Below are 18698 nucleotides of genomic sequence, written 5' to 3' on the forward strand. Positions count from 1 at the left end.
TTACACTCCGCAAGTGGCCTCGATGATCGGATCGTTCGTAGAGCCTGTTACCCAATCGGCGTTCAGCAACTGGCCGTTGTCACCAAACTCTGCCCCATCCGCCAGATTGGCGCGTTGGTTCTTGTCGCAATCCACAGCGACCGGCAATTTTGAAACCGGTGCCCAGCGGCCAAAGAAATACAGTTCAACGAGGCGCTGCTCAGGCACTTGGTCATTGGTGCGCACAGATAGGGTGTCGATTGCGGCAAAACGATCAACAAAGGGCATCGCATAGGTCCAGGGACGGTACAAAGCGCGGCTTTCGACCTCTTGAATGATGATCAGACCATCTGGAAGCGTATCGCGCGTGCGGTCAAACCATGAATACTCGCTGTTGATCGTCATCCCGATCATGCCAATGCCCGCCGCGACTGGTGCGGACCAACGAGGCAGGCGTCCACCTGTCAGTTTGTTGATCACCATCACGATGCCGGCTAGGGCGACGCCTGCAAATATCGTGCCGATCAGTTCTAAGAACATGAATACTCTCCAAGGTTCCTGAGGGTTTAGCCCAGCATTCCTTTACCGTGGCCGACCGCCGATTGCATTGTTTTTACCACGACAAAGGCATCTCGCAGATGACTTCGCTCAAAGTCCGAAAGATCGGAAGGGGGCAGGAAATTGTCCGGCTTCTTGTTGCCTTTCACCAGACGGGCCTGATGGTCCAGCCGCGTTTCGGCGATCAGATCGTAAGCGTCCAGCAGGTCGCGGGTACCTGAGGGGCTGAGGACGCCTGCCGCCCCAGCTGCTTTCAGGCGGGCACGTGTATTGGCCTGGGACAGTTGCCCCTGAAGGCTGTATATCCGGGCCAGGTCAACCACAGGCACGACGCCATTATGCTTTAGATCCAGCGTGTTGCGATGTTCACCCGAGCGTACCGTGGCAAACCCGCGTAACAGGCCCAGCGGCGGCGTGTGCTTTAACGAGTTCGAGATCATATGCGCCACAAAGATTGAATTCGCTTGGGCCGCGGCCAGCGTTTCGGCCTGCAGGTCATCGAACAGGTGAAATGCGCCGCCAATGGGGCGCAGGTCGAACATGACCGAGGCCAGCATCTGCGCCTCGGGGTTTGGTTTGGCGATCCACCCGCGAAAATAATCACGCCAGACACTTACCGGTTGGCACCAGCGTGGATTTGTCGCCATCATGTCGCCCGGACAATAAAAGTACCCACATTTATCCAGCCCGTCCGACACGATTTTTGCCAGTGTCTGGAAATATGGCATGTCGTCATCGGTTACTTTGTCATCCAGCATCAAGCAGTTGTCCTGATCCGACACCCCGGTTTGTTCCTGTCGTCCCTGCGATCCGCAGGCCAGCCATAGGTAAGGCACAGGTGGTGGTCCAAGCTGCTTTTCTGCCATTGCCAGCAAACGTCTGGTGGCTGTGTCGGCGATATCGGTAATCAGGCGTGTAACGATCTCGTGGCGATTTCCGGCAGCGACAAGCTGGACCAGAAGCCGGGGAATTTCTTCGGTCACTTCTGCCATCTGCTGCGCGGTTTGCGCATTTGCTATCCGGCGCACCAACTCGGCGGAATTGACCGCCTGATAGTGGGTCAGGTCTGTCTGGGTGACAATTCCGACCAGACGCCCAGCTTCGGATACCGGAATATGGCCGATGCCGCGCTCCATCATGATGTGAAGAACATCCGATCCGATATCCGACGGCGACAGCGTCACCGGGTTTGCCGTCATTATTGCCGATACAGGGGTATCCACAGACATCCCATCGGCAACGTATTTGCCCGAGATATCTCGTAAGGTGGCGATCCCCAAAAGAATGTCCCCCTCGGTGATGCAGAGAGAGGAAATATGTCTGCCCCTCATCATCTGCGCCGCTTCGCGAACCGTGGTATTAGGGGGGCAGGTTGCGGGGTTATGTGCCATCAGAACGTCGATAGCGCTGGTTGCAAGGCTTTGGGGGCTGGAGCGTTCCGAGCGGGTCCGGTCAAAGAATTTGGCGACGATTTCATGTTCGTCAATGAGGTCTTGGATCAGGTTGGGCGGGATCACCAGAAAAACCGAGTTTGCGTGCGCCTGCGCTTTGGTCGCGGCTTTACCGTCTTTCAGTAAACCGCGTTCCCCGAAAGAATTGCGCAGTCCCAGATGAGAGACAATCGCGCCGTTCCTGTCAGTGATTTCAACCTGTCCTTCGTAAATCACGAATACGCCGGGCAGGGGCGCGCCCAGTTGATACACCGGGGATCCTTCTTCGACCTCCCAAACTTCGATCTGATCAGACAGCGTTGCCAGATCATCGGCGGGCAGGGCGTCATAAGGGTGAACGGATTTCAGAAACCGCGTGATCTCGGCTTGGGGCAGGGGCATCGGATACTCCTCGGTTTCTATTCGAAAAATCCCGCCCGGTGGAATGCCGGGCGGGAGTAGTCAGTCGAAAGACACGGCCTTTGGCAAGGTGCTCAGGGGCCGCATCTCTACTCAGTGATCCTGAGCGGCACCCGCGCCACGGGGAATGCGGACGCTTTCGACCAGATCCTTGATCTCTTGCGGGGTTTCCTTGGTCATGCCAGCCACCACATAGGCGACAGTGAAGTTGACCAATGCACCGATCGCACCGAACGAAGTCGACTTGATCGTACCCAACAGAGGATCAGCATCCGTGAACGAGTTGGTATCCGGAATGAACAACCAGCCCTTGTGCAGGAAGATGTAGACCAGGGTCACAGTCAGACCAGCCAGCATACCAGCAACCGCACCGGTGTTGTTGATGCGGGTCGAGAAGATCCCCATCATCAGCGCCGGGAAGATCGAGGCAGCTGCCAGACCAAACGCCAGGGCAACGGTCTGCGCTGCAAAACCCGGAGGGTTCAGGCCCAAATATGTCGCCACAACAATGGCCACGCCCATTGCGATCCGCGCCGACAGAAGCTCGGATTTTTCCGAAATCTGCGGGTTGATCGCGCCTTTGATCAGGTCGTGTGACACCGCGGACGAGATCGCCAGCAACAGGCCCGCAGCGGTCGACAGAGCAGCCGCAAGACCACCGGCAGCGACCAGACCGATCACCCAACCCGGCAGGTTGGCAATCTCGGGGTTGGCCAGAACCAGGATGTCACGGTTGAATTTGGTCAGCTCGTTTCCGACCCAGCCCTTCTCTTCCGCAAGCGCCTGCATGTCGGCATTCTTGTCGTTATAGTACTGGATCTTGCCGTCGCCGTTCTTGTCTTCCCAGTCCAGCAGGCCGGTTTTCTTCCATGTGGCCATCCAGTCATAACGGGCGTCGTTGTCGATATCTTCGACGGATACGGCGCCACCTTCGATGCCGCCATTTGGCCACATCATGTCACTGATGTTTAGACGGGCCATTGCGCCAACCGCAGGGGCGGTCAGGTACAGCAGTGCGATGAACACCAGCGCCCAACCGGCAGACCAGCGGGCATCAGCCACTTTCGGCACGGTGAAGAAACGCATGATAACGTGCGGCAGACCGGCCGTACCGATCATCAGCGACAGCGTGAACAGCACCATGTTCAGCGTGTCCGAGTGGTGGGCGGTGTATTCGTTAAAGCCCAGCTCGGTCACGATCGCATCCAGCTTGGTCAGCAGCGGTTCACCGCTGGCGGTATCACCAAACAGACCCAGAGCCGGAACCGGATTGCCAGTCAGTTGCAGGGAAATAAAGATGGCTGGGATTGTGTAGGCAGTGATCAGCACGCAGTACTGAGCGACCTGTGTGTAGGTCACGCCCTTCATCCCCCCAAACACCGCGTAGGCGAACACAACGGCTGCACCAATTAACAACCCGGTGGTGTTTGACACTTCAAGGAAGCGGCCAAAAGCTACGCCAACGCCGGTCATCTGGCCGATCACGTAGGTCACAGACGCTACGATCAGACAGATCACCGCCACGATACGCGCGGTCTGGCTGTAAAAGCGGTCGCCGATGAACTCTGACACGGTGAACTTGCCGAACTTACGCAGGTAAGGGGCAAGAAGCAGCGCCAGCAGCACATAACCACCGGTCCAACCCATCAGGAAGGACGAGTTGTCATAGCCGGTAAAGGCGATGAGGCCCGCCATCGAGATGAACGAGGCCGCAGACATCCAGTCTGCCGCTGTCGCCATACCGTTGGTGACCGGGTGAACGCCGCGACCGGCGGCGTAGAATTCTGATGTGGACCCAGCACGGGCCCAGATCGCGATGCCGATGTAAAGCGCAAAGGACGCGCCCACAAACAGCAGGTTGATGGTAAACTGGTCCATAGGGCCTTACTCCTCCTCAACGCCGTATTCAGCGTCTAGCTTGTTCATCCGCCAGGCGTAGTTGAAGATCAGCAGCAAAAAGACCAAGATGGATCCCTGTTGCGCGAACCAAAAGCCGAGATCGGTTCCGCCGACGGAAATGCCGGACAGAAGTGGACGCAGCAAAATGCCGAATCCAAACGACACCAGCGCCCAGATCACCAGGCTGATGTAGATAAGACGCAGGTTGGCCTGCCAATAGCCCTTATCGGCTTCGGCAGTCTGCGCGGAGTGTGTTGATTGATCCGCCATCGCGGGTTCCTCCTTCGCTTCCTCTTTGAGCGGCCCGTTGTCCTAACCCTCCAGCGCGCGGGGCCACTTTTCGATATGCTTGATGCCAGGTGGCATCAGGCAAGACTTCTCTGGTCCGCCAGAGCGGGTCCTTTGAAGTTTTCCTTTAGGAATTCGGCCCTTATTGAGGGCGGGCCATATTCCCCTAGTTCATTGTGTCGCTGACGATCCGTTCCAGATTGCTGGCGATGTCTTCGATATTGCCCATTGCGTTCAGACCTTTCAGAACGCCATGGTCTTGGTAATAAGTGATCAGCGGCGCGGTCTGCGCGTGATAGGCAGCCAGCCGTGAGGCGACGGTTTCAGCATTGTCATCTGCGCGGCGCTTGAACTCGGTCTTGCCGCATTTGTCGCATTTGCCTTCGACTGCGGGCGTTTTGAACCGATCATGGAACCCTTCGCCACATCCGGCACATGTGTAACGGCCGGAAATACGGATCACCATTTCAGCGTCTTCAACCTCAAGACTGATGGCTGCGTTGATCTTCTGACCGGTCTCTGACAGCAGCGCGTCCAGCGCCTGTGCCTGAACCGTGGTGCGGGGGAAGCCGTCCAGAATGACGCCCTTGGCGCAGTCCGGTTCGGCCAGACGATCCCGCAGGATTGCAATTACGATATCGTCACTGACCAGATCACCTGCCTCCATGACAGCTTTGGCGGCTTTTCCGGCTTCGGTTCCCGCGGCAACTGCCGCCCGTAACAGGTCACCCGTGCTGAGTTGGACAAGCCCGAACTTGTCTTCGAGCATACGAGCCTGTGTACCCTTCCCGGCGCCCGGGGGGCCGAGAAGGATCAGTACGGTGGGTGTAGTGATCGTGGCAGCGTCCATCACATCCTCACTTGCTTGCGCGGTTTTCGATCAAGTTGTCGACCACGGACGGATCAGCCAGGGTCGATGTGTCACCGAGCGATCCAAAATCATTCTCGGCGATCTTACGCAGGATACGGCGCATGATCTTGCCCGAGCGGGTTTTTGGCAGGCCAGGAGCCCATTGGATCACATCAGGGCTGGCAATCGGTCCGATCTCGGTCCGAACCCAGGTGCGCAGCTCTTTCACAAGCTCGTCCGAGGGTTCGCGATCATTCATCAAGGTGACATAGCAATAGATGCCTTGCCCTTTGATATCATGGGGATAACCCACAACCGCGGCCTCGGCCACGGCGGCATGTGCCACCAGAGCGCTCTCAACCTCGGCCGTACCCATGCGGTGCCCCGAGACGTTGATCACATCGTCCACACGTCCGGTGATCCAGTAATCGCCATCCTCGTCCCGGCGACAGCCGTCACCGGTGAAGTAGTAGCCTTTGTAGTCCGAGAAATAAGTCTTCTCGAACCGTTCATGATCGCCCCAGACCGTACGCATCTGACCCGGCCAGCTGTCCTTGATGCACAGCACGCCTTCGACTCCGTTGCCTTCGATCTCGACCCCCGATTGCGGGTCAAGAACAACGGGCTGAATACCAAAGAAAGGCTTCATAGCCGAGCCGGGCTTCATCGCGTGGGCGCCGGGCAGGGGAGTCATCAGGTGACCACCGGTTTCGGTTTGCCACCAGGTGTCCACGATCGGGCAGCGCCCACCGCCGACAACGTCATTATACCAGTTCCACGCTTCCGGGTTGATCGGCTCACCCACAGTGCCTAGCGTGCGCAGATCGCTCAGATCGCATTTCTCGACCCATTCATTGCCTTGCCCCATCAGGGCGCGCAAAGCGGTAGGAGCCGTGTAGAATTGATTGACCTTGTGCTTTTCACAGACCTGCCAAAAGCGGGATGCATCCGGATAGGTCGGAACACCTTCGAACATCAGCGTGGTCGCGCCATTGGCCAGCGGGCCATAGACGATATAGCTGTGGCCGGTCACCCAGCCGACATCGGCGGTACACCAATAGACGTCGCCTTCATGGTAATCGAAGGTGATCTCATGCGTCATTGCCGCATAGACCAGATATCCGCCGGTCGTGTGCACGACACCTTTGGGCTGACCGGTCGAACCGGAGGTATACAGAATGAATAGAGGGTCTTCGGCGTCCATTTCCGCAGGCGCGCAATAGTCATCCGCCTCGAGCGCCATCTCGTTATAGTCGTAGTCGCGCCCGTCGATCCATGTGGTCTGGCCGTTGGTACGCTTGACAACCAAGCATTTCACCGTGTCCTTGCAGTGCAGCAGGGCCGCATCTGCGTTTGACTTCAACGGTGTCTTACGGCCGCCGCGAGGGGCTTCATCAGCTGTAATCAGAACCTTGGCGTCGCATCCGTTGACGCGTGCAGCCAGGGCATCAGGGGAAAACCCTGCAAAAACAATCGAGTGGATTGCACCAATACGTGCGCACGCCAGCATCGCATATGCAGCCTCGGGGATCATCGGAAGATAAATGACCACACGGTCGCCTTTGCGCACGCCCATGGAAACCAGGATATTTGCCATCCGGCAGGTACGGCGGTGCAGTTCGGCATAGGTGATGTGTTGGGCGGGTTCATTCGGGTCATCTGGTTCCCAGATGATCGCAGTCTGATCGCCGCGTGTATTCAGATGACGATCCAGGCAGTTGGCTGAAACGTTCAGAGTGCCATCCGCATACCAGTTGATCCCGACCGAGCCCAAATCATAGCTGACGTCTTTCACTTGGGTATAGGGTTTGATCCAGTCAACGCGTTTGCCCTGTTCGCCCCAGAATGCAACGGGGTCGTTTATAGAAGCCGTGTACATTTCGCCGTATTTCTTGGCATCGACATGCGCACGCGCTGAAATTTCTGCGGATGGCGGATAAACTTTGGCATCTGCCTGAGCAGCGGTTGTCATTCTGAGGTTCCTCCCTCTGGACTTAAATTCACTGGGACAATCTTGCCCGCTGAACAGGCAATGTCGACCTGTTTCCTCCCGATGCAGGATAATACGGAGATCAGAAAACAAAGAAATAAATTACAGAAATAGCAGGGTTTATTTGTTAATAAATTTCAATCCCTTTGAGAGAATTGTAAAGGAAATCGTTTGATATTAAAAAAACATATTTAAAACAATAATATAGATGTTAATCACATTTTCACTGTTTTCAAAGTGCTTGCCCGTGAAATTTACACATTTCATATACACCTTATGATTGTTAGCGCTGGCGGGCGGTTTGCAGATTTTAGTGGGTGGTCTGGCAGGGGTTGGCACATATCGATGTTGGCGCTAGCTTTACGCGCAAGCGACCCAAAAAAGGGGGCGCATCAATGGGAGAATTCACTATGACTAAAATGTTGAGCGGTGCCGCCGTCGCCGCCCTGACTGTTGCATTCGTTACCGAAGCTGCAGCAACAGAATGGAATGCTTCGGTCTGGGGCAAACGCCGGGCCTTTACCGAACATGTCGAGAAACTGGCTGAACTGGTCAGCGAAAAAACCGGTGGCGAATTCACGATCAATGTCAGCTATGGCGGGCTGTCAAAGCCGAAAGAGAATCTGGACGGGATTGAGATCGGTGCATTCGAGATGGCGCAGTTCTGCGCAGGCTATCACCGCGACAAAAATCGGGCGATCACTGTACTTGAACTGCCGTTCCTGGGTGTGAACAATTTGGAAGAAGAGGTGGCCGTCAGCCACGCTGTATATGATCATCCCGCCGTTAAGGATGAGATGGCTCAGTGGAATGCCCGGATCATCATGACGTCGCCAATGCCCCAGTATAATATCGTTGGAACCGGTGATCCGCGCTCAACGCTTGCCGATTTTGACGGCATGCGTGTACGTGCGACCGGCGGGCTGGGTAAGGCGTTTGAGGCCGTTGGCGGTGTTCCAACATCGGTGCCCGCGACCGAGGCGTTTAATGCGATGGAATCCGGTGTTGTTGATACAGTGGCCTTTGCTCAGCACGCACATTTGTCTTTCGGCACCATCAACGAAGCCGACTGGTGGACGGCCAACCTGAACCCCGGCACTGTAAACTGTCCGGTTGTGGTCAATATCGACGCCTACGAAGCGCTGCCTGCAGAACATCGCGAAGCGCTTAACAGTTCTGTCGACGAGGCCATTGCCCATTATCTCGCCAATTACGGCGGTCTGCTGGAGCAGTGGGATGGTGTGTTGACCGAAAAAGGCGTGCAGAAAGTTCAGATCGACGAAGCCGTGCTGGAGGAATTCCGCACCAAGGCTGCTGATCCGATCCGCGAGCAATGGATCGCTGACATGTCCGCGCAGGGTCTGCCTGCGCAGGATCTATATGATCTTGTTCAACTGACGCTGAAACAACAGCGTGGCGGGAACTGATCACGCGTTCCGGGTACCCAGCGCGGTACCCGGACACTGATTCCAATACAGAAAGGGCCAGCGGAATGGCAGGACAGGCGACGGTGCTTGCGGATGATAGCCGTCTGAGCAGGCTGGACCAGCTGCTGTTAAGGGCCGAGCGTACGCTTGCACTGATCAGCGGAATTGCCGTGTTCGGGTTAATGGTGCTGGCAGTTGTCTCGGTGAGCGGGCGCAACGCCTATAACGCGCCATTGCCGGGCTATGTCGATTGGATCGAGCAAGCCATGCCTTTGATTGCGTTTCTAGGTATCTCTTACGTACAACGCGATGGGGGCCATATCCGGATGGATATTGTCATTTCGCGGCTACACGGACGGGCTTTGTGGCTGTTCGAGTTGATTTCGGTCGTTCTCATCCTGGTGCTCATGTTGGCATTGGTCTGGGGCAGCTGGTCCCATTTCGACAGATCATTCGACTTTGGCGCACCTCTGTGGAGCCGGGACAGCTCGATCGACATTGGCATCCCGCTCTGGCCTGCCAAGTTACTGGCACCTATTGCGTTTTCGGTACTTTGCTTGCGGCTTGTGCTGCAAATCTGGGGTTATGGACGGGCCTTTGTGCTGGGCCTACAAAACCCAGTTGCGGTGCCGATGATACAGGACGCTGCTGCGCAGGCTGCCGCTGAAGCCGAACAATTCGAAGGGCAGGACTAGTAAATGGACTCGATTGAGATTGGCCTCTGGGTCACCGGTGGTCTGCTGGTTCTGGTTATCACCGGAATGCGTGTGGCTTTTGCCGCGGCTTTGGCGGGGCTGATCGGTCTGGTTTGGATATTCTGGGCCAAATTCGGATATGATCCTGACCGATTTGGCAAGGCGCTGACCGTTGCGGTAAAAACCGCAGGGCAAGTGCCGCATTCCAAGATTGCAGCCCATACGCTCAGCCTGATCCCGACCTTTATCCTGATCGGTTACCTTGCCTACTACGCAGGCCTGACGCGCGCGCTGTTCGAGGCTGCCAAACGCTGGGTGGCCTGGGTTCCGGGTGGGCTTGCGGTCGCAACCGTGTTCGCCACCGCTGGTTTTGCTGCGGTCTCGGGGGCATCGGTCGCGACATCTGCGGTGTTTGCCCGGATCGCGATCCCGGAAATGCTGAAGGTAGGGTACAACAAACAATTTGCGGCGGGCGTAGTTGCTGCAGGCGGCACGTTGGCCTCGCTGATCCCACCTTCTGCGATCCTTGTGATTTATGCGATCATCGTAGAGCAGGATGTGGGCAAGCTGTTGCTCGCCGGGTTCATACCGGGCGCCTTTTCGGCAGTTATTTACGGTTTGCTGATCGTTGGCATCGCCGTTGTGTTCAAGAACGTCGGCCCACCGGTCACTGGCTTTACCTGGAAACAGCGTTTTGCCGCTCTGCCTGGCGCTCTGCCGATTGTGGCGGTGATCCTGATCATCATCTGTTTTGTCTATAACCCCTTTGGTGAGAAAGCCTGGGGTACACCAACCGAAGGCGGGGCAATAGGTGCCTTCATCGTATTCTGTTTCGCCTTGTTCCACGGCATGAGATGGGCAGAGTTGAAATCCGCACTGCTCGAGACAGCCAAATTGACCGCAATGATCTTTTCGATCATCTGGGGTGTGCTGATCTATGTAAGGTTCCTGGGATTCGCCGATTTGCCGAACGCGTTTTCCGATTGGATCACATCGCTGACGATGTCACCCATGCTGATCCTGATCTGCATCCTGCTGGCCTATGCGGTTCTCGGCATGTTCATGGATGCCATCGGGATGCTGCTGCTGACTCTGCCGGTTGTCTATCCGGCAGTTATGGCGCTGAACGGGGGCGAGGCCGTCACCGCTGCGGAAAGTACGTTTGGGATGTCCGGTCCGATGTGCGCCATCTGGTTTGGTATTTTGGTGGTGAAAATGGCCGAGTTCTGCCTGATCACGCCACCGATCGGTTTGAATTGCTTTGTCGTTGCCGGCGTCCGCCCTGATCTGAGCGTTCAGGACGTGTTCAAGGGCGTGACGCCGTTTTTCATCGCCGACGCCGTGACGATTGCGCTGCTGGTCGCCTTTCCGGGCATCGTTCTATACCTGCCTTCGCTGGCCGGGTAATTGGCATCTGGCGAAGTCAATCTTTGGTGATACCTGCCCCCGGCTGGCGCGTGGGGGCAGGGTATCTCTATTTCGCTCGCATCAGCATTCCGTACAGATCGCGCGGATCGTCAGGGTCTGCCAGCATGTCCAGGGGTTCGTAGTAATCTGTGCCCCGGACTGCGGACTGGATGTAGCGCAGGGCTGAAAAATCCTCGATCGCGAAGCCTACGCTGTCAAACAACGTGATCTGACGATCATCTTTGCGACCCTTGGCCTGTCCCGTCATGACCTGCCACAACTCGGTGACGGGATGATCGTCTTCAAGGGCCTGAATCTCGCCCTCAATACGGGTTTGTTCCGGGTATTCGACGAATATTTCAGAGCGTAGCAGGATATCTCTGTGCAGTTCGGTTTTGCCAGGACAGTCGCCGCCGATCGCGTTGATGTGGACGCCTGGGCCGACAAAGTTATCGGTCAGGATCGTGGCATTTTTCTTGTCCGCCGTGCAGGTCGTGATGATATGCGCGCCTTCGATGGCGTCCTCAGGGGATTTGCATTTCACGACCGAGAGGCCAGAGCCCGCCAAGTTGGCCGCACATTTTTCGGTGGCAGCCGCGTCAGTATCGTACAAGCGAACAGTATCAATCCCGCACATGGCCTTGAAGGCGAGACACTGAAATTCGGATTGCGCGCCATTCCCGATCATTGCCATGGTCGAGGCCGATTTGGGCGCAAGATAGCTGCCGACCAGAGCAGAGGTTGCTGCGGTGCGCAATGCAGTCAGCATGGTCATTTCGGTCAGCAGGGTCGGATAGCCTGTGTAGACGTCTGCCAGCAATCCAAATGCGGTAACGGTCTGTAGGCCCTCGGAGGTATTCTTGGGGTGGCCGTTGACGTATTTAAACCCATAGGCCTCACCGTCTGAGGTTGGCATCAGTTCAATCACCCCATGCGGCGAGTGGGCAGGGATGCGGGGTGTTTTGTCAAAGCTTTCCCACCGTTTGAAATCAGCTTCGATTTGCGCCGCAATATCGGTGATCATACGTTCGACGCCGATGTGGTGGACCAGTCTCATCATATTGTCGACGGACACAAACGGCACCAGGGCCTTTTCAGATGGTTGCATTAGGGGCTCCTATCGGCGGGACAGGTGGATGCCCGCAATCATGCAGCGCACGGATCCACCGGCAGTTTCAATGGTGGGAATCGAAAGCGGCAGAGGTGTCGCGCTGGCTTCGATTGTAGCGATTTGTTCCGGGGTCAGGGCGGCAAGTGCCCTGCTGGACAGCGCCAGCACGGGACCATTCAGGCCGCTCAGTTCGATGGCGTTGCCAGCAAATTCAGCGATCTGATCATGGGTCAGGTCAATGACCGTGCGACCGGATTCTTCCAGCCTGGCTTTCACTGTCGCGCGGCGTTCGGGGTCCGCGATCATATCAAGACAGATCAGCGCGTATTTGGAGCCGATGCCCATCAGAACATTCGTGTGATAGACATCACGTCCTGCGGCATCATGCGCCTCGAATGCGATGGGCTCATAGTTGAAATGGGTGCAAAAACGCTCCAACAGAACGGGGTCGGCGCGGTTGGATTTGACCGTGTAGGCCACGCGGCCAATGTGGTCCAGAACCATCGCTCCGGTGCCTTCCAGCGCCAGTCTGTCCTGTTCAAGCCCGGAATAATCGATCACGTCCTGAACACGATACTCCTGTTTCAACATTTCTATGACGTCGGCGCGACGTTCGCGCCTGCGCGACGGCACAAACATCGGATAGATTGCCACATGCCCGCCGGGATGGGTCGAGAACCAGTTGTTCGGAAATACGCTGTCTGGTGTGTCGAGGTCTCCGAAATCGTCGAAGACATGGACCTTAACACCCGCATCGCGCAGCAGCGCTACCGCCTGATCATGTTCATCGCGTGCTTGGACAGACGTGGCCGCTGCGGAGCGGTTGGCCAAGGTCTGGAACGCATTGTCGTCGCGTGTCTCGGGGTTCGAAGCAAACGCATGGGGCCGGATCATCACAACGGCTGGTGGGGCTTGTAGAGATTGCATCAGAAGCTCCGGGTGGGGCGGTCAAAGATGCGGCGACCCAGCAATGAGGCGGCCAGATCGACCATCAGCTTTGCAGTGCGGCCGCGTTCGTCCAGAAACGGGTTCAATTCTACCAGATCCAGCGAGCAGACAAGACCGCTTTCGTGTAGCAGTTCCATCACTAGATGGGCCTCGCGTTCGGTCGCGCCACCTGGAACTGTTGTGCCAACTGCAGGAGCAATGGACGGATCAAGGAAATCCACATCCAGCGAAACATGAAGGATGCCATCCGCTGCCCGGACCCGCTCAAGAAAGGCCATCAGCGGTGCTTTGATGCCGTTTTCGTCGATGCTTCGCATATCGGCCAGCATTGCGCGATCCTGTTCCAGCCGAGCCCGTTCGGCTGGGTCGACCGAGCGCAGACCGATCATGCCGACCCGGTCGGTCGGAACTGGCGATGAAACCGGTGGAAAGTCGTCAAATCCGGGCTGTCCGGTGAAATAGGCCACGGGTGTCCCGTGCAGGTTGCCGCTATCGGTGCTCTCAGGTGTGTGGAAATCGCTATGCGCGTCCAGCCAGAGAACGAACAGTGGGCGGTCGATCCGCTCGGCGTGCTGTGCCATGCCCAAAACCGTGCCCATCGAAAGCGCATGATCGCCGCCCATGAAAATTGGCAGGCCTTGTGGGGCGACATCCTGCGCGACACGGCTGAGAGCTTTGGTCCAGCCGACACACTCGGGCAGGGCGAAGAGATGCGAATGTTCGGACATATCCGGAATGTCAGGTGTGATATCGCCGAGATCCCGTAGGTGAAGGCCGAGATCGGAAAGAGCTGATTGAAGCCCCGCAACCCGATAGGCATCGGGGCCCATCCGGCAGCCTTGTCGACGCTTGCCCGAATCCATCGGGGCGCCAACCAGAATTACGTTGTTTGTATCCATATGGAATACTACTCCGGCAATGTGGCTTGCGGATAGGGATCAAAATGCTCAAAATGGAACCGCAAGTGACATAACGGAAGTATTGAATGGACGATTTGGATGGCAAGCTTCTCAGCGCTCTGCACCGGGATGCCCGTGCTTCACTCTCGGAACTGGCTGAAACACTGGGGGTCACACGCACAACAGTGCGCAGCCGTCTGCAACGTTTGAAGCAATCCGGCGAGATTGTGGGCTTTACGGTTCTGACACGGCAGGATGTGGCGCAAAGCCCGGTCAGAGGGTTGATGATGCTGGAAATCGAAGGGCGCGGCACCGAGCGCACCATGGCCCAAATTGCCGCCATGCCACAGGTGCGGGCTGTCCATTCGACAAATGGCGGTTGGGACTTGATTGCCGAGATTGGGACCGAGACCCTGGCCGAACTGGATGAAATCCTGTTTCGCATCCGCAGGATCGAGGGGATTACGCGATCCGAAACCAACTTACTTCTTTCTACTCGGAAAGGCCGCGTCTGATTGCTGTAGTGCTTTGAGCAGCAAGGAATATGTGTAAAAGTTGCGATGCGTTCGCCATCCGCGCAAAGGCAGCTGCAAACCTGAAACAGGGAAATCACATGACTGATCAGGATACAGGCAAAGAACTCTGGGCCATCCGACTTGCCGAAAGAGTATCCGGTTTTCTCGAACGACCCCTGGTCAGAATCGCCATTCCCGTAATTGTCATGCTGGTCGCCCTGACCGTGCTGCATGAACTGTCTGCACATGTGAAATGGTCATCCGTTCAGACGGATGTGGCGAACACCTCTTGGACGCTGTTGTTCATCGCCCTGTGCTGGACCGCTTTTAGCTTTGTTTCCCTGTCTTTATACGACGTCTTTGCAGTCCAGAGCGTTGCCGACGGTGAGGTTCCTTTGCCGGTTGCGGGCATGGCCGGGGCCTGTGGTTATGCGGTGTCAAACTGCCTTGGGTTTTCCTATATCACGGGCACGGCGATCCGGTATCGGATCTACGCATCTTTGGGGCTGGATCTGGGGCGCGTCGCTGGGGTTATTGCGACCTCGTGGATCGCTTTCTGGTCTGGCATGACCTTGCTGTTGGGGGCTTTGCTGACCTTTCATCCCGACGGGATATCGAAGGTTTTGCCAATCAGCGATACGGTCGAGACGGTCATAGGATTGGGCCTTTTGATCGCTCTGGCAACGCTGTTCATCTGGCTGTCGAAAGGCGGGCGCAGGCTGGCCTATGGCGGGGTTGGATTTAACCTTCCCGGCGGCAAACTGGCCGGATTGCTGACGCTGGCGGCCTTGGGCGATGTTTTTGGTGCGTCGATGGTTCTGTATGTGCTGCTGCCGACAGACCTTGGGATCGGCTACCCCTATTTCTTCACCATCTATATTGGCGCGATTGCGGTCGGCATCCTCAGCCATGCGCCGGGCGGAATTGGTGCCTTCGAGGCGACTATGATCGCGGGACTTGGCGCGTCAGGCCGGTCGGATGTCATTGCCGCGCTGCTGCTGTACCGCCTGGTCTATACGTTTCTTCCCTTCCTCATCGCCACACTCTCGATCGCTGTGGCATCGGCATTGACCCATCGTCGACATATTACTGGTGCAGCCACTTGGGTTTATCGAGTGATCCGTCCGATCGTGCCCATGGTGGCCGCAGGCGTGGCCGCAGTGGCCGGTGTGATACTTCTGGTCTCCGGCGCGTTGCCTGCAAGCAGCGGTAACCTGGGTGTGCTACGGGATTTCCTGCCCCTTTCCTTTGTCGAAGCGTCCCACCTGGCCGGAAGTGCGGTAGGGGTCTTGCTGATCCTTGTGTCACGGGGGCTGTTTCGCAAGCTTTACCGGGCTTGGGTTGTGGCCATGCTGTTGATGCTGGCCGGTTTTGTCGCTTCGCTGACCAAAGGGCTGGATACGCACGAAGCGCTCAGCATGGTGGGTAGCATCGTTCTGCTGGCCATGTTCCGGGATGCGTTCTATCGGGTTAGCGGCGCGTCGATCTTCAGGTTGAACATACCTTGGCTGGTCAGCGTTCTTGCATTGCTTGCCGTGATCTTTTGGGTGGGTCTGTTTGCTTATTCCCATGTCGAATATCAAAATGCCCTGTGGTGGGAGTTTGCCTGGAACGGCGACGCCTCGCGGTTCCTACGATCCAGCCTTGTGGTTGCGGTCATCCTTGGGGTGGTTGCCGTTAGCTCTCTGTTCGGGCGCGAGATTCCTGTTCCAGTCCGCACAGAAATCCCCGAAGTAGTCGAACGTCTGGTGATGGAAAGCGAAGACACGGAATCCCAGATTTCCCTGACCGGGGACAAGCAGTTCCTGATCGCGCCGGATGAAACCGCTTTTCTGGCTTATGCCGATACCGGCAACGCACTGGTCACCAAAGGTGAACCAGTAGGGGATGAAACCGCCGGTAAACAGCTGATATGGCAGCTGCGCGAGATGGCGGACCGTGAGGGTAAACTTTGTGCCTTCTACAGCGTTTCCACCAAATACCTGCCGACCTTTCTAGACCTTGGCCTGTCGATCCTGAAAATTGGCGAAGTAGCGCGGGTGCCGCTGAAAGATTTTTCGCTGGACGGAAAATCCCGCAAGCGATTCCGTCAGGCCAAGAACCGGGCCGAACGCGAAGGGTATGTTTTCGAGATTATTCCAAAACAGGAACTAAACCTGATCCTGCCCGAGTTGCGCAAGATTTCGGATGACTGGCTGGCACAAAAAGCTGGGGCCGAGAAAGGTTTTGCGCTTGGCGGATTTGATGAAACCTATCTGTCCTATTTCGACCACGCGGTGCTGCGGAATGGCGAAACAGGTGAGATCGTCGCGTTTGCTAACCTGTTTCAGGGCGGGCAAAAATCAGAACTGTCGCTGGATCTGATGCGGTATGAACCAGATAGCCCAAGTTTTGTTATGGACGCGCTGTTTGCCGAGATGATGTCATGGGGGGCCGAGCAGGGGTTCCACTGGTTCTCGCTGGGGGCGGCACCGTTTTCCGGGATCGAAAACCGGCAACTGGCATCGCTGTGGAACCGCATTGGCGGCTTTGTCTATGAACATGGCGAACAGTTTTATCACTTCGAGGGGCTGCGCTCGTTCAAGCAGAAATTCGAACCGGAATGGAGCCCGAACTATTTGGCCAGCCCCGGAGGACTGGCCGCGCCGCGTATTCTGTACGAGGTCAACATTCTGATTTCGGGCGGCTTGCGCGGTCTGACGAAATAGCGCTCAGTTCAGGCTCGCTTGGGTCGGAGCCTGTTGCAGCAGGTCTCCCCAATCGGTGCGATAGGCCATTTCGGCCAGCACGGTTTCCGGCAGGAACTCCTGATTTTGCCGGATTTGCCAACCACCGCCTAAACCTTTGTAGACTGCAACCAGATTGCTCGAAACCTGCTGGCGGGCTTCGATCAGATTGGCCTGTGATCGAAGCAATGCGGTTTGCGTGTTCAGAACGCGGGAATAGCTGGCGATGCCATCCCGGTATTGGTTCACCGCTATCTCGGCAGCTTTGCGCGATGCGGTGACGCTGTTTTGGTAGAATGTCACCTGTTTGCGTGATTGCGTATAGGCGACCATAGCACTTTCGACCTCGGAATAGGCGGTCAGGACGGTGTTTTGATAGTTGGCGATCAATGCCTGATAAGCTGCGTCCTGGGCGCGGACATTATTCTTGATCCGCCCATAATTCAGCACATTCCAGACCACTCCGGCACTGGCCAGCCCAGTATTGCTGGCGGATGAAAACAGGTCCTGACTGCCCGAGGCCTGCAGGCCGATCGAACCGGACAGGATGAACTGGGGATACAGGTCAGCAATCGCAATCCCAACTTGCGCAGACTGTGTGGCAGCGGCCAGTTCTGCGGCGCGTACATCCGGGCGTCGGCGCAGCAATTCCGCTGGTACTCCAACCGCGACGTTGGATCGGGCCGAAGGGATACGACCGGAATTACCCAGCAACCCGGCCATGCGCGAGGGTGTTGTTCCCAGTAAAACAGCCAAAGCATTCTTGGTCTGTTGAAGATCGCTTTCAATTTCCGGCACCAGCGCCATGGTATTGTTCAGCAGGGCGGTGGCCTCTTGCACATCCAATTCAGTGGTGACGCCGTTGTTGAAACGCAGTTGCGTCAGATCAACCGATTCCTGTTGCAGCTTTATATTCTCTCGTGCCACGAACAGAGTTTCTTGCAGCGCGCGGAAGCTTACATATAACGCTGCTACATCGCCGGTCAGCGTGACCAAAGCGTCATCGTAATTAGCGACCTGAAGTGCCAGATTGGATCGTGCGGCCTGCACACCCCGGCGTTGCTGCCCCCACACATCCAGTTCCCATTGGGCGTCGAAGCCAACCTGCGAGGTCGAGAATTCGGTATCCAGAGGGATGATCCGATTGATATCGGAAATCGGCCCGATATTATCGCTGATCTGGCGCCGCTCGATCGAACCTCCGATGGCCTGCGATTGGGGGTAAAGCTCACCAAAGGCAATCCCAAGCTGTGCGCGGGCCTGTAATACGCGCGCACCGGCCACCTGTAGCGCCAGGTTCTGGGCATAGGCTTCGGCGATCAAACGGTTCAAAGTGGCGTCGTTGAAGGTCTCCCACCATTTTGCCACAGGGGCACTACGCGAGGTGAGGCCGCTGGGACCGACTGAGGGGTTGTTTACCTCGATCCATTCCTTCACGACCGGAGAGTTCGGTCGCACAAAATCAGGACCGACAGGTGCGCATCCCACCAGCAGCGCGGCACACAGGGCTGTGCCCATCAAACTGCGGTTTAGCCTGGCCCGTGTCATACAGCGTG

General features: G+C 56.7%; 15 protein-coding genes. 5 read left to right on the forward strand and 10 right to left on the reverse strand.

The annotated features are described in order from the left end of the window. The 6 genes from AC2FLE_RS02955 to acs all read right to left on the reverse strand — a co-directional run bounded on the left by AC2FLE_RS02955 (position 1) and on the right by acs (position 7396). Complete coding sequence (locus AC2FLE_RS02955; protein WP_142634335.1) at positions 1-519, reverse strand: hypothetical protein; 519 nt, start codon at positions 517-519, stop codon at positions 1-3. A 26-nt stretch (positions 520-545) separates the two neighbouring features. Next, a complete protein-coding gene (locus tag AC2FLE_RS02960) occupies positions 546-2369 on the reverse strand; it encodes a DUF294 nucleotidyltransferase-like domain-containing protein (protein ID WP_496695141.1) in 1824 nt (607 codons plus the stop codon). A 111-nt stretch (positions 2370-2480) separates the two neighbouring features. Further along, positions 2481-4265 (reverse strand): sodium:solute symporter family protein, encoded by a 1785-nt coding sequence (locus AC2FLE_RS02965; protein ID WP_142634331.1) that lies wholly within the window; start codon positions 4263-4265, stop codon positions 2481-2483. Between the two features lie 6 nt (positions 4266-4271). After that, positions 4272-4556 (reverse strand): DUF4212 domain-containing protein, encoded by a 285-nt coding sequence (locus tag AC2FLE_RS02970; RefSeq protein WP_142634329.1) that lies wholly within the window; start codon positions 4554-4556, stop codon positions 4272-4274. Positions 4557-4740: 184 nt separating this feature from the next. Beyond that, complete coding sequence (locus tag AC2FLE_RS02975) at positions 4741-5424, reverse strand: adenylate kinase (RefSeq protein ID WP_496695143.1); 684 nt, start codon at positions 5422-5424, stop codon at positions 4741-4743. Between the two features lie 7 nt (positions 5425-5431). Beyond that, complete coding sequence (acs, locus tag AC2FLE_RS02980; protein ID WP_496695145.1) at positions 5432-7396, reverse strand: acetate--CoA ligase; 1965 nt, start codon at positions 7394-7396, stop codon at positions 5432-5434. 428 nt (positions 7397-7824) lie between these two features. On the opposite strand from acs, the gene AC2FLE_RS02985 reads away from it, so the two are divergent. The 3 genes from AC2FLE_RS02985 (at position 7825) to AC2FLE_RS02995 (ending at position 10943) form a co-directional block, all read left to right on the forward strand. Then, positions 7825-8841 carry a C4-dicarboxylate TRAP transporter substrate-binding protein gene (locus AC2FLE_RS02985; protein ID WP_496695146.1) on the forward strand — a complete coding sequence of 339 codons (1017 nt, stop codon included), beginning with the start codon at positions 7825-7827 and terminating at the stop codon, positions 8839-8841. Between the two features lie 65 nt (positions 8842-8906). Then, positions 8907-9536 carry a TRAP transporter small permease subunit gene (locus tag AC2FLE_RS02990; RefSeq protein ID WP_142634321.1) on the forward strand — a complete coding sequence of 210 codons (630 nt, stop codon included), beginning with the start codon at positions 8907-8909 and terminating at the stop codon, positions 9534-9536. A gap of 3 nt (positions 9537-9539) precedes the next feature. Then, positions 9540-10943: a TRAP transporter large permease gene (locus tag AC2FLE_RS02995; protein ID WP_496695148.1), complete on the forward strand. Its 1404-nt coding sequence runs from the start codon at positions 9540-9542 to the stop codon at positions 10941-10943. A 67-nt stretch (positions 10944-11010) separates the two neighbouring features. Here AC2FLE_RS02995 and ocd read toward each other — a convergent pair whose 3' ends face one another. From ocd to rocF, 3 genes are read right to left on the reverse strand one after another with little or no spacing between them, the layout of a single operon-like run. Beyond that, positions 11011-12051, reverse strand: a complete 1041-nt coding sequence (gene ocd, locus AC2FLE_RS03000; protein WP_496695150.1) for an ornithine cyclodeaminase — start codon at positions 12049-12051, stop codon at positions 11011-11013. A gap of 9 nt (positions 12052-12060) precedes the next feature. Then, positions 12061-12981, reverse strand: a complete 921-nt coding sequence (gene ctlX, locus AC2FLE_RS03005; RefSeq protein WP_496695152.1) for a citrulline utilization hydrolase CtlX — start codon at positions 12979-12981, stop codon at positions 12061-12063. Beyond that, the gene (gene rocF, locus AC2FLE_RS03010) at positions 12981-13901 is read right to left on the reverse strand and encodes an arginase (protein WP_496695153.1); all 921 of its coding nucleotides are present in this window, start codon (positions 13899-13901) and stop codon (positions 12981-12983) included. Before rocF ends, ctlX begins: the two co-directional genes overlap by 1 nt. Positions 13902-13987: 86 nt before the next feature. Between rocF and AC2FLE_RS03015 the strand changes: the two genes are divergently transcribed. After that, a complete protein-coding gene (locus AC2FLE_RS03015; protein ID WP_142634311.1) occupies positions 13988-14416 on the forward strand; it encodes an Lrp/AsnC family transcriptional regulator in 429 nt (142 codons plus the stop codon). 98 nt (positions 14417-14514) lie between these two features. Further along, on the forward strand, positions 14515-17124 hold the full coding sequence (gene mprF / locus AC2FLE_RS03020) for a bifunctional lysylphosphatidylglycerol flippase/synthetase MprF (protein ID WP_496695155.1): 2610 nt from the start codon (positions 14515-14517) through the stop codon (positions 17122-17124). Positions 17125-17127: 3 nt separating this feature from the next. Here mprF and AC2FLE_RS03025 read toward each other — a convergent pair whose 3' ends face one another. Beyond that, positions 17128-18690, reverse strand: a complete 1563-nt coding sequence (locus AC2FLE_RS03025) for an efflux transporter outer membrane subunit (protein ID WP_281972232.1) — start codon at positions 18688-18690, stop codon at positions 17128-17130. Between the last annotated feature and the right edge of the window lie 8 nt (positions 18691-18698).

It is taken from the genome of Ruegeria sp. CDSA077 (genome assembly GCF_059612265.1).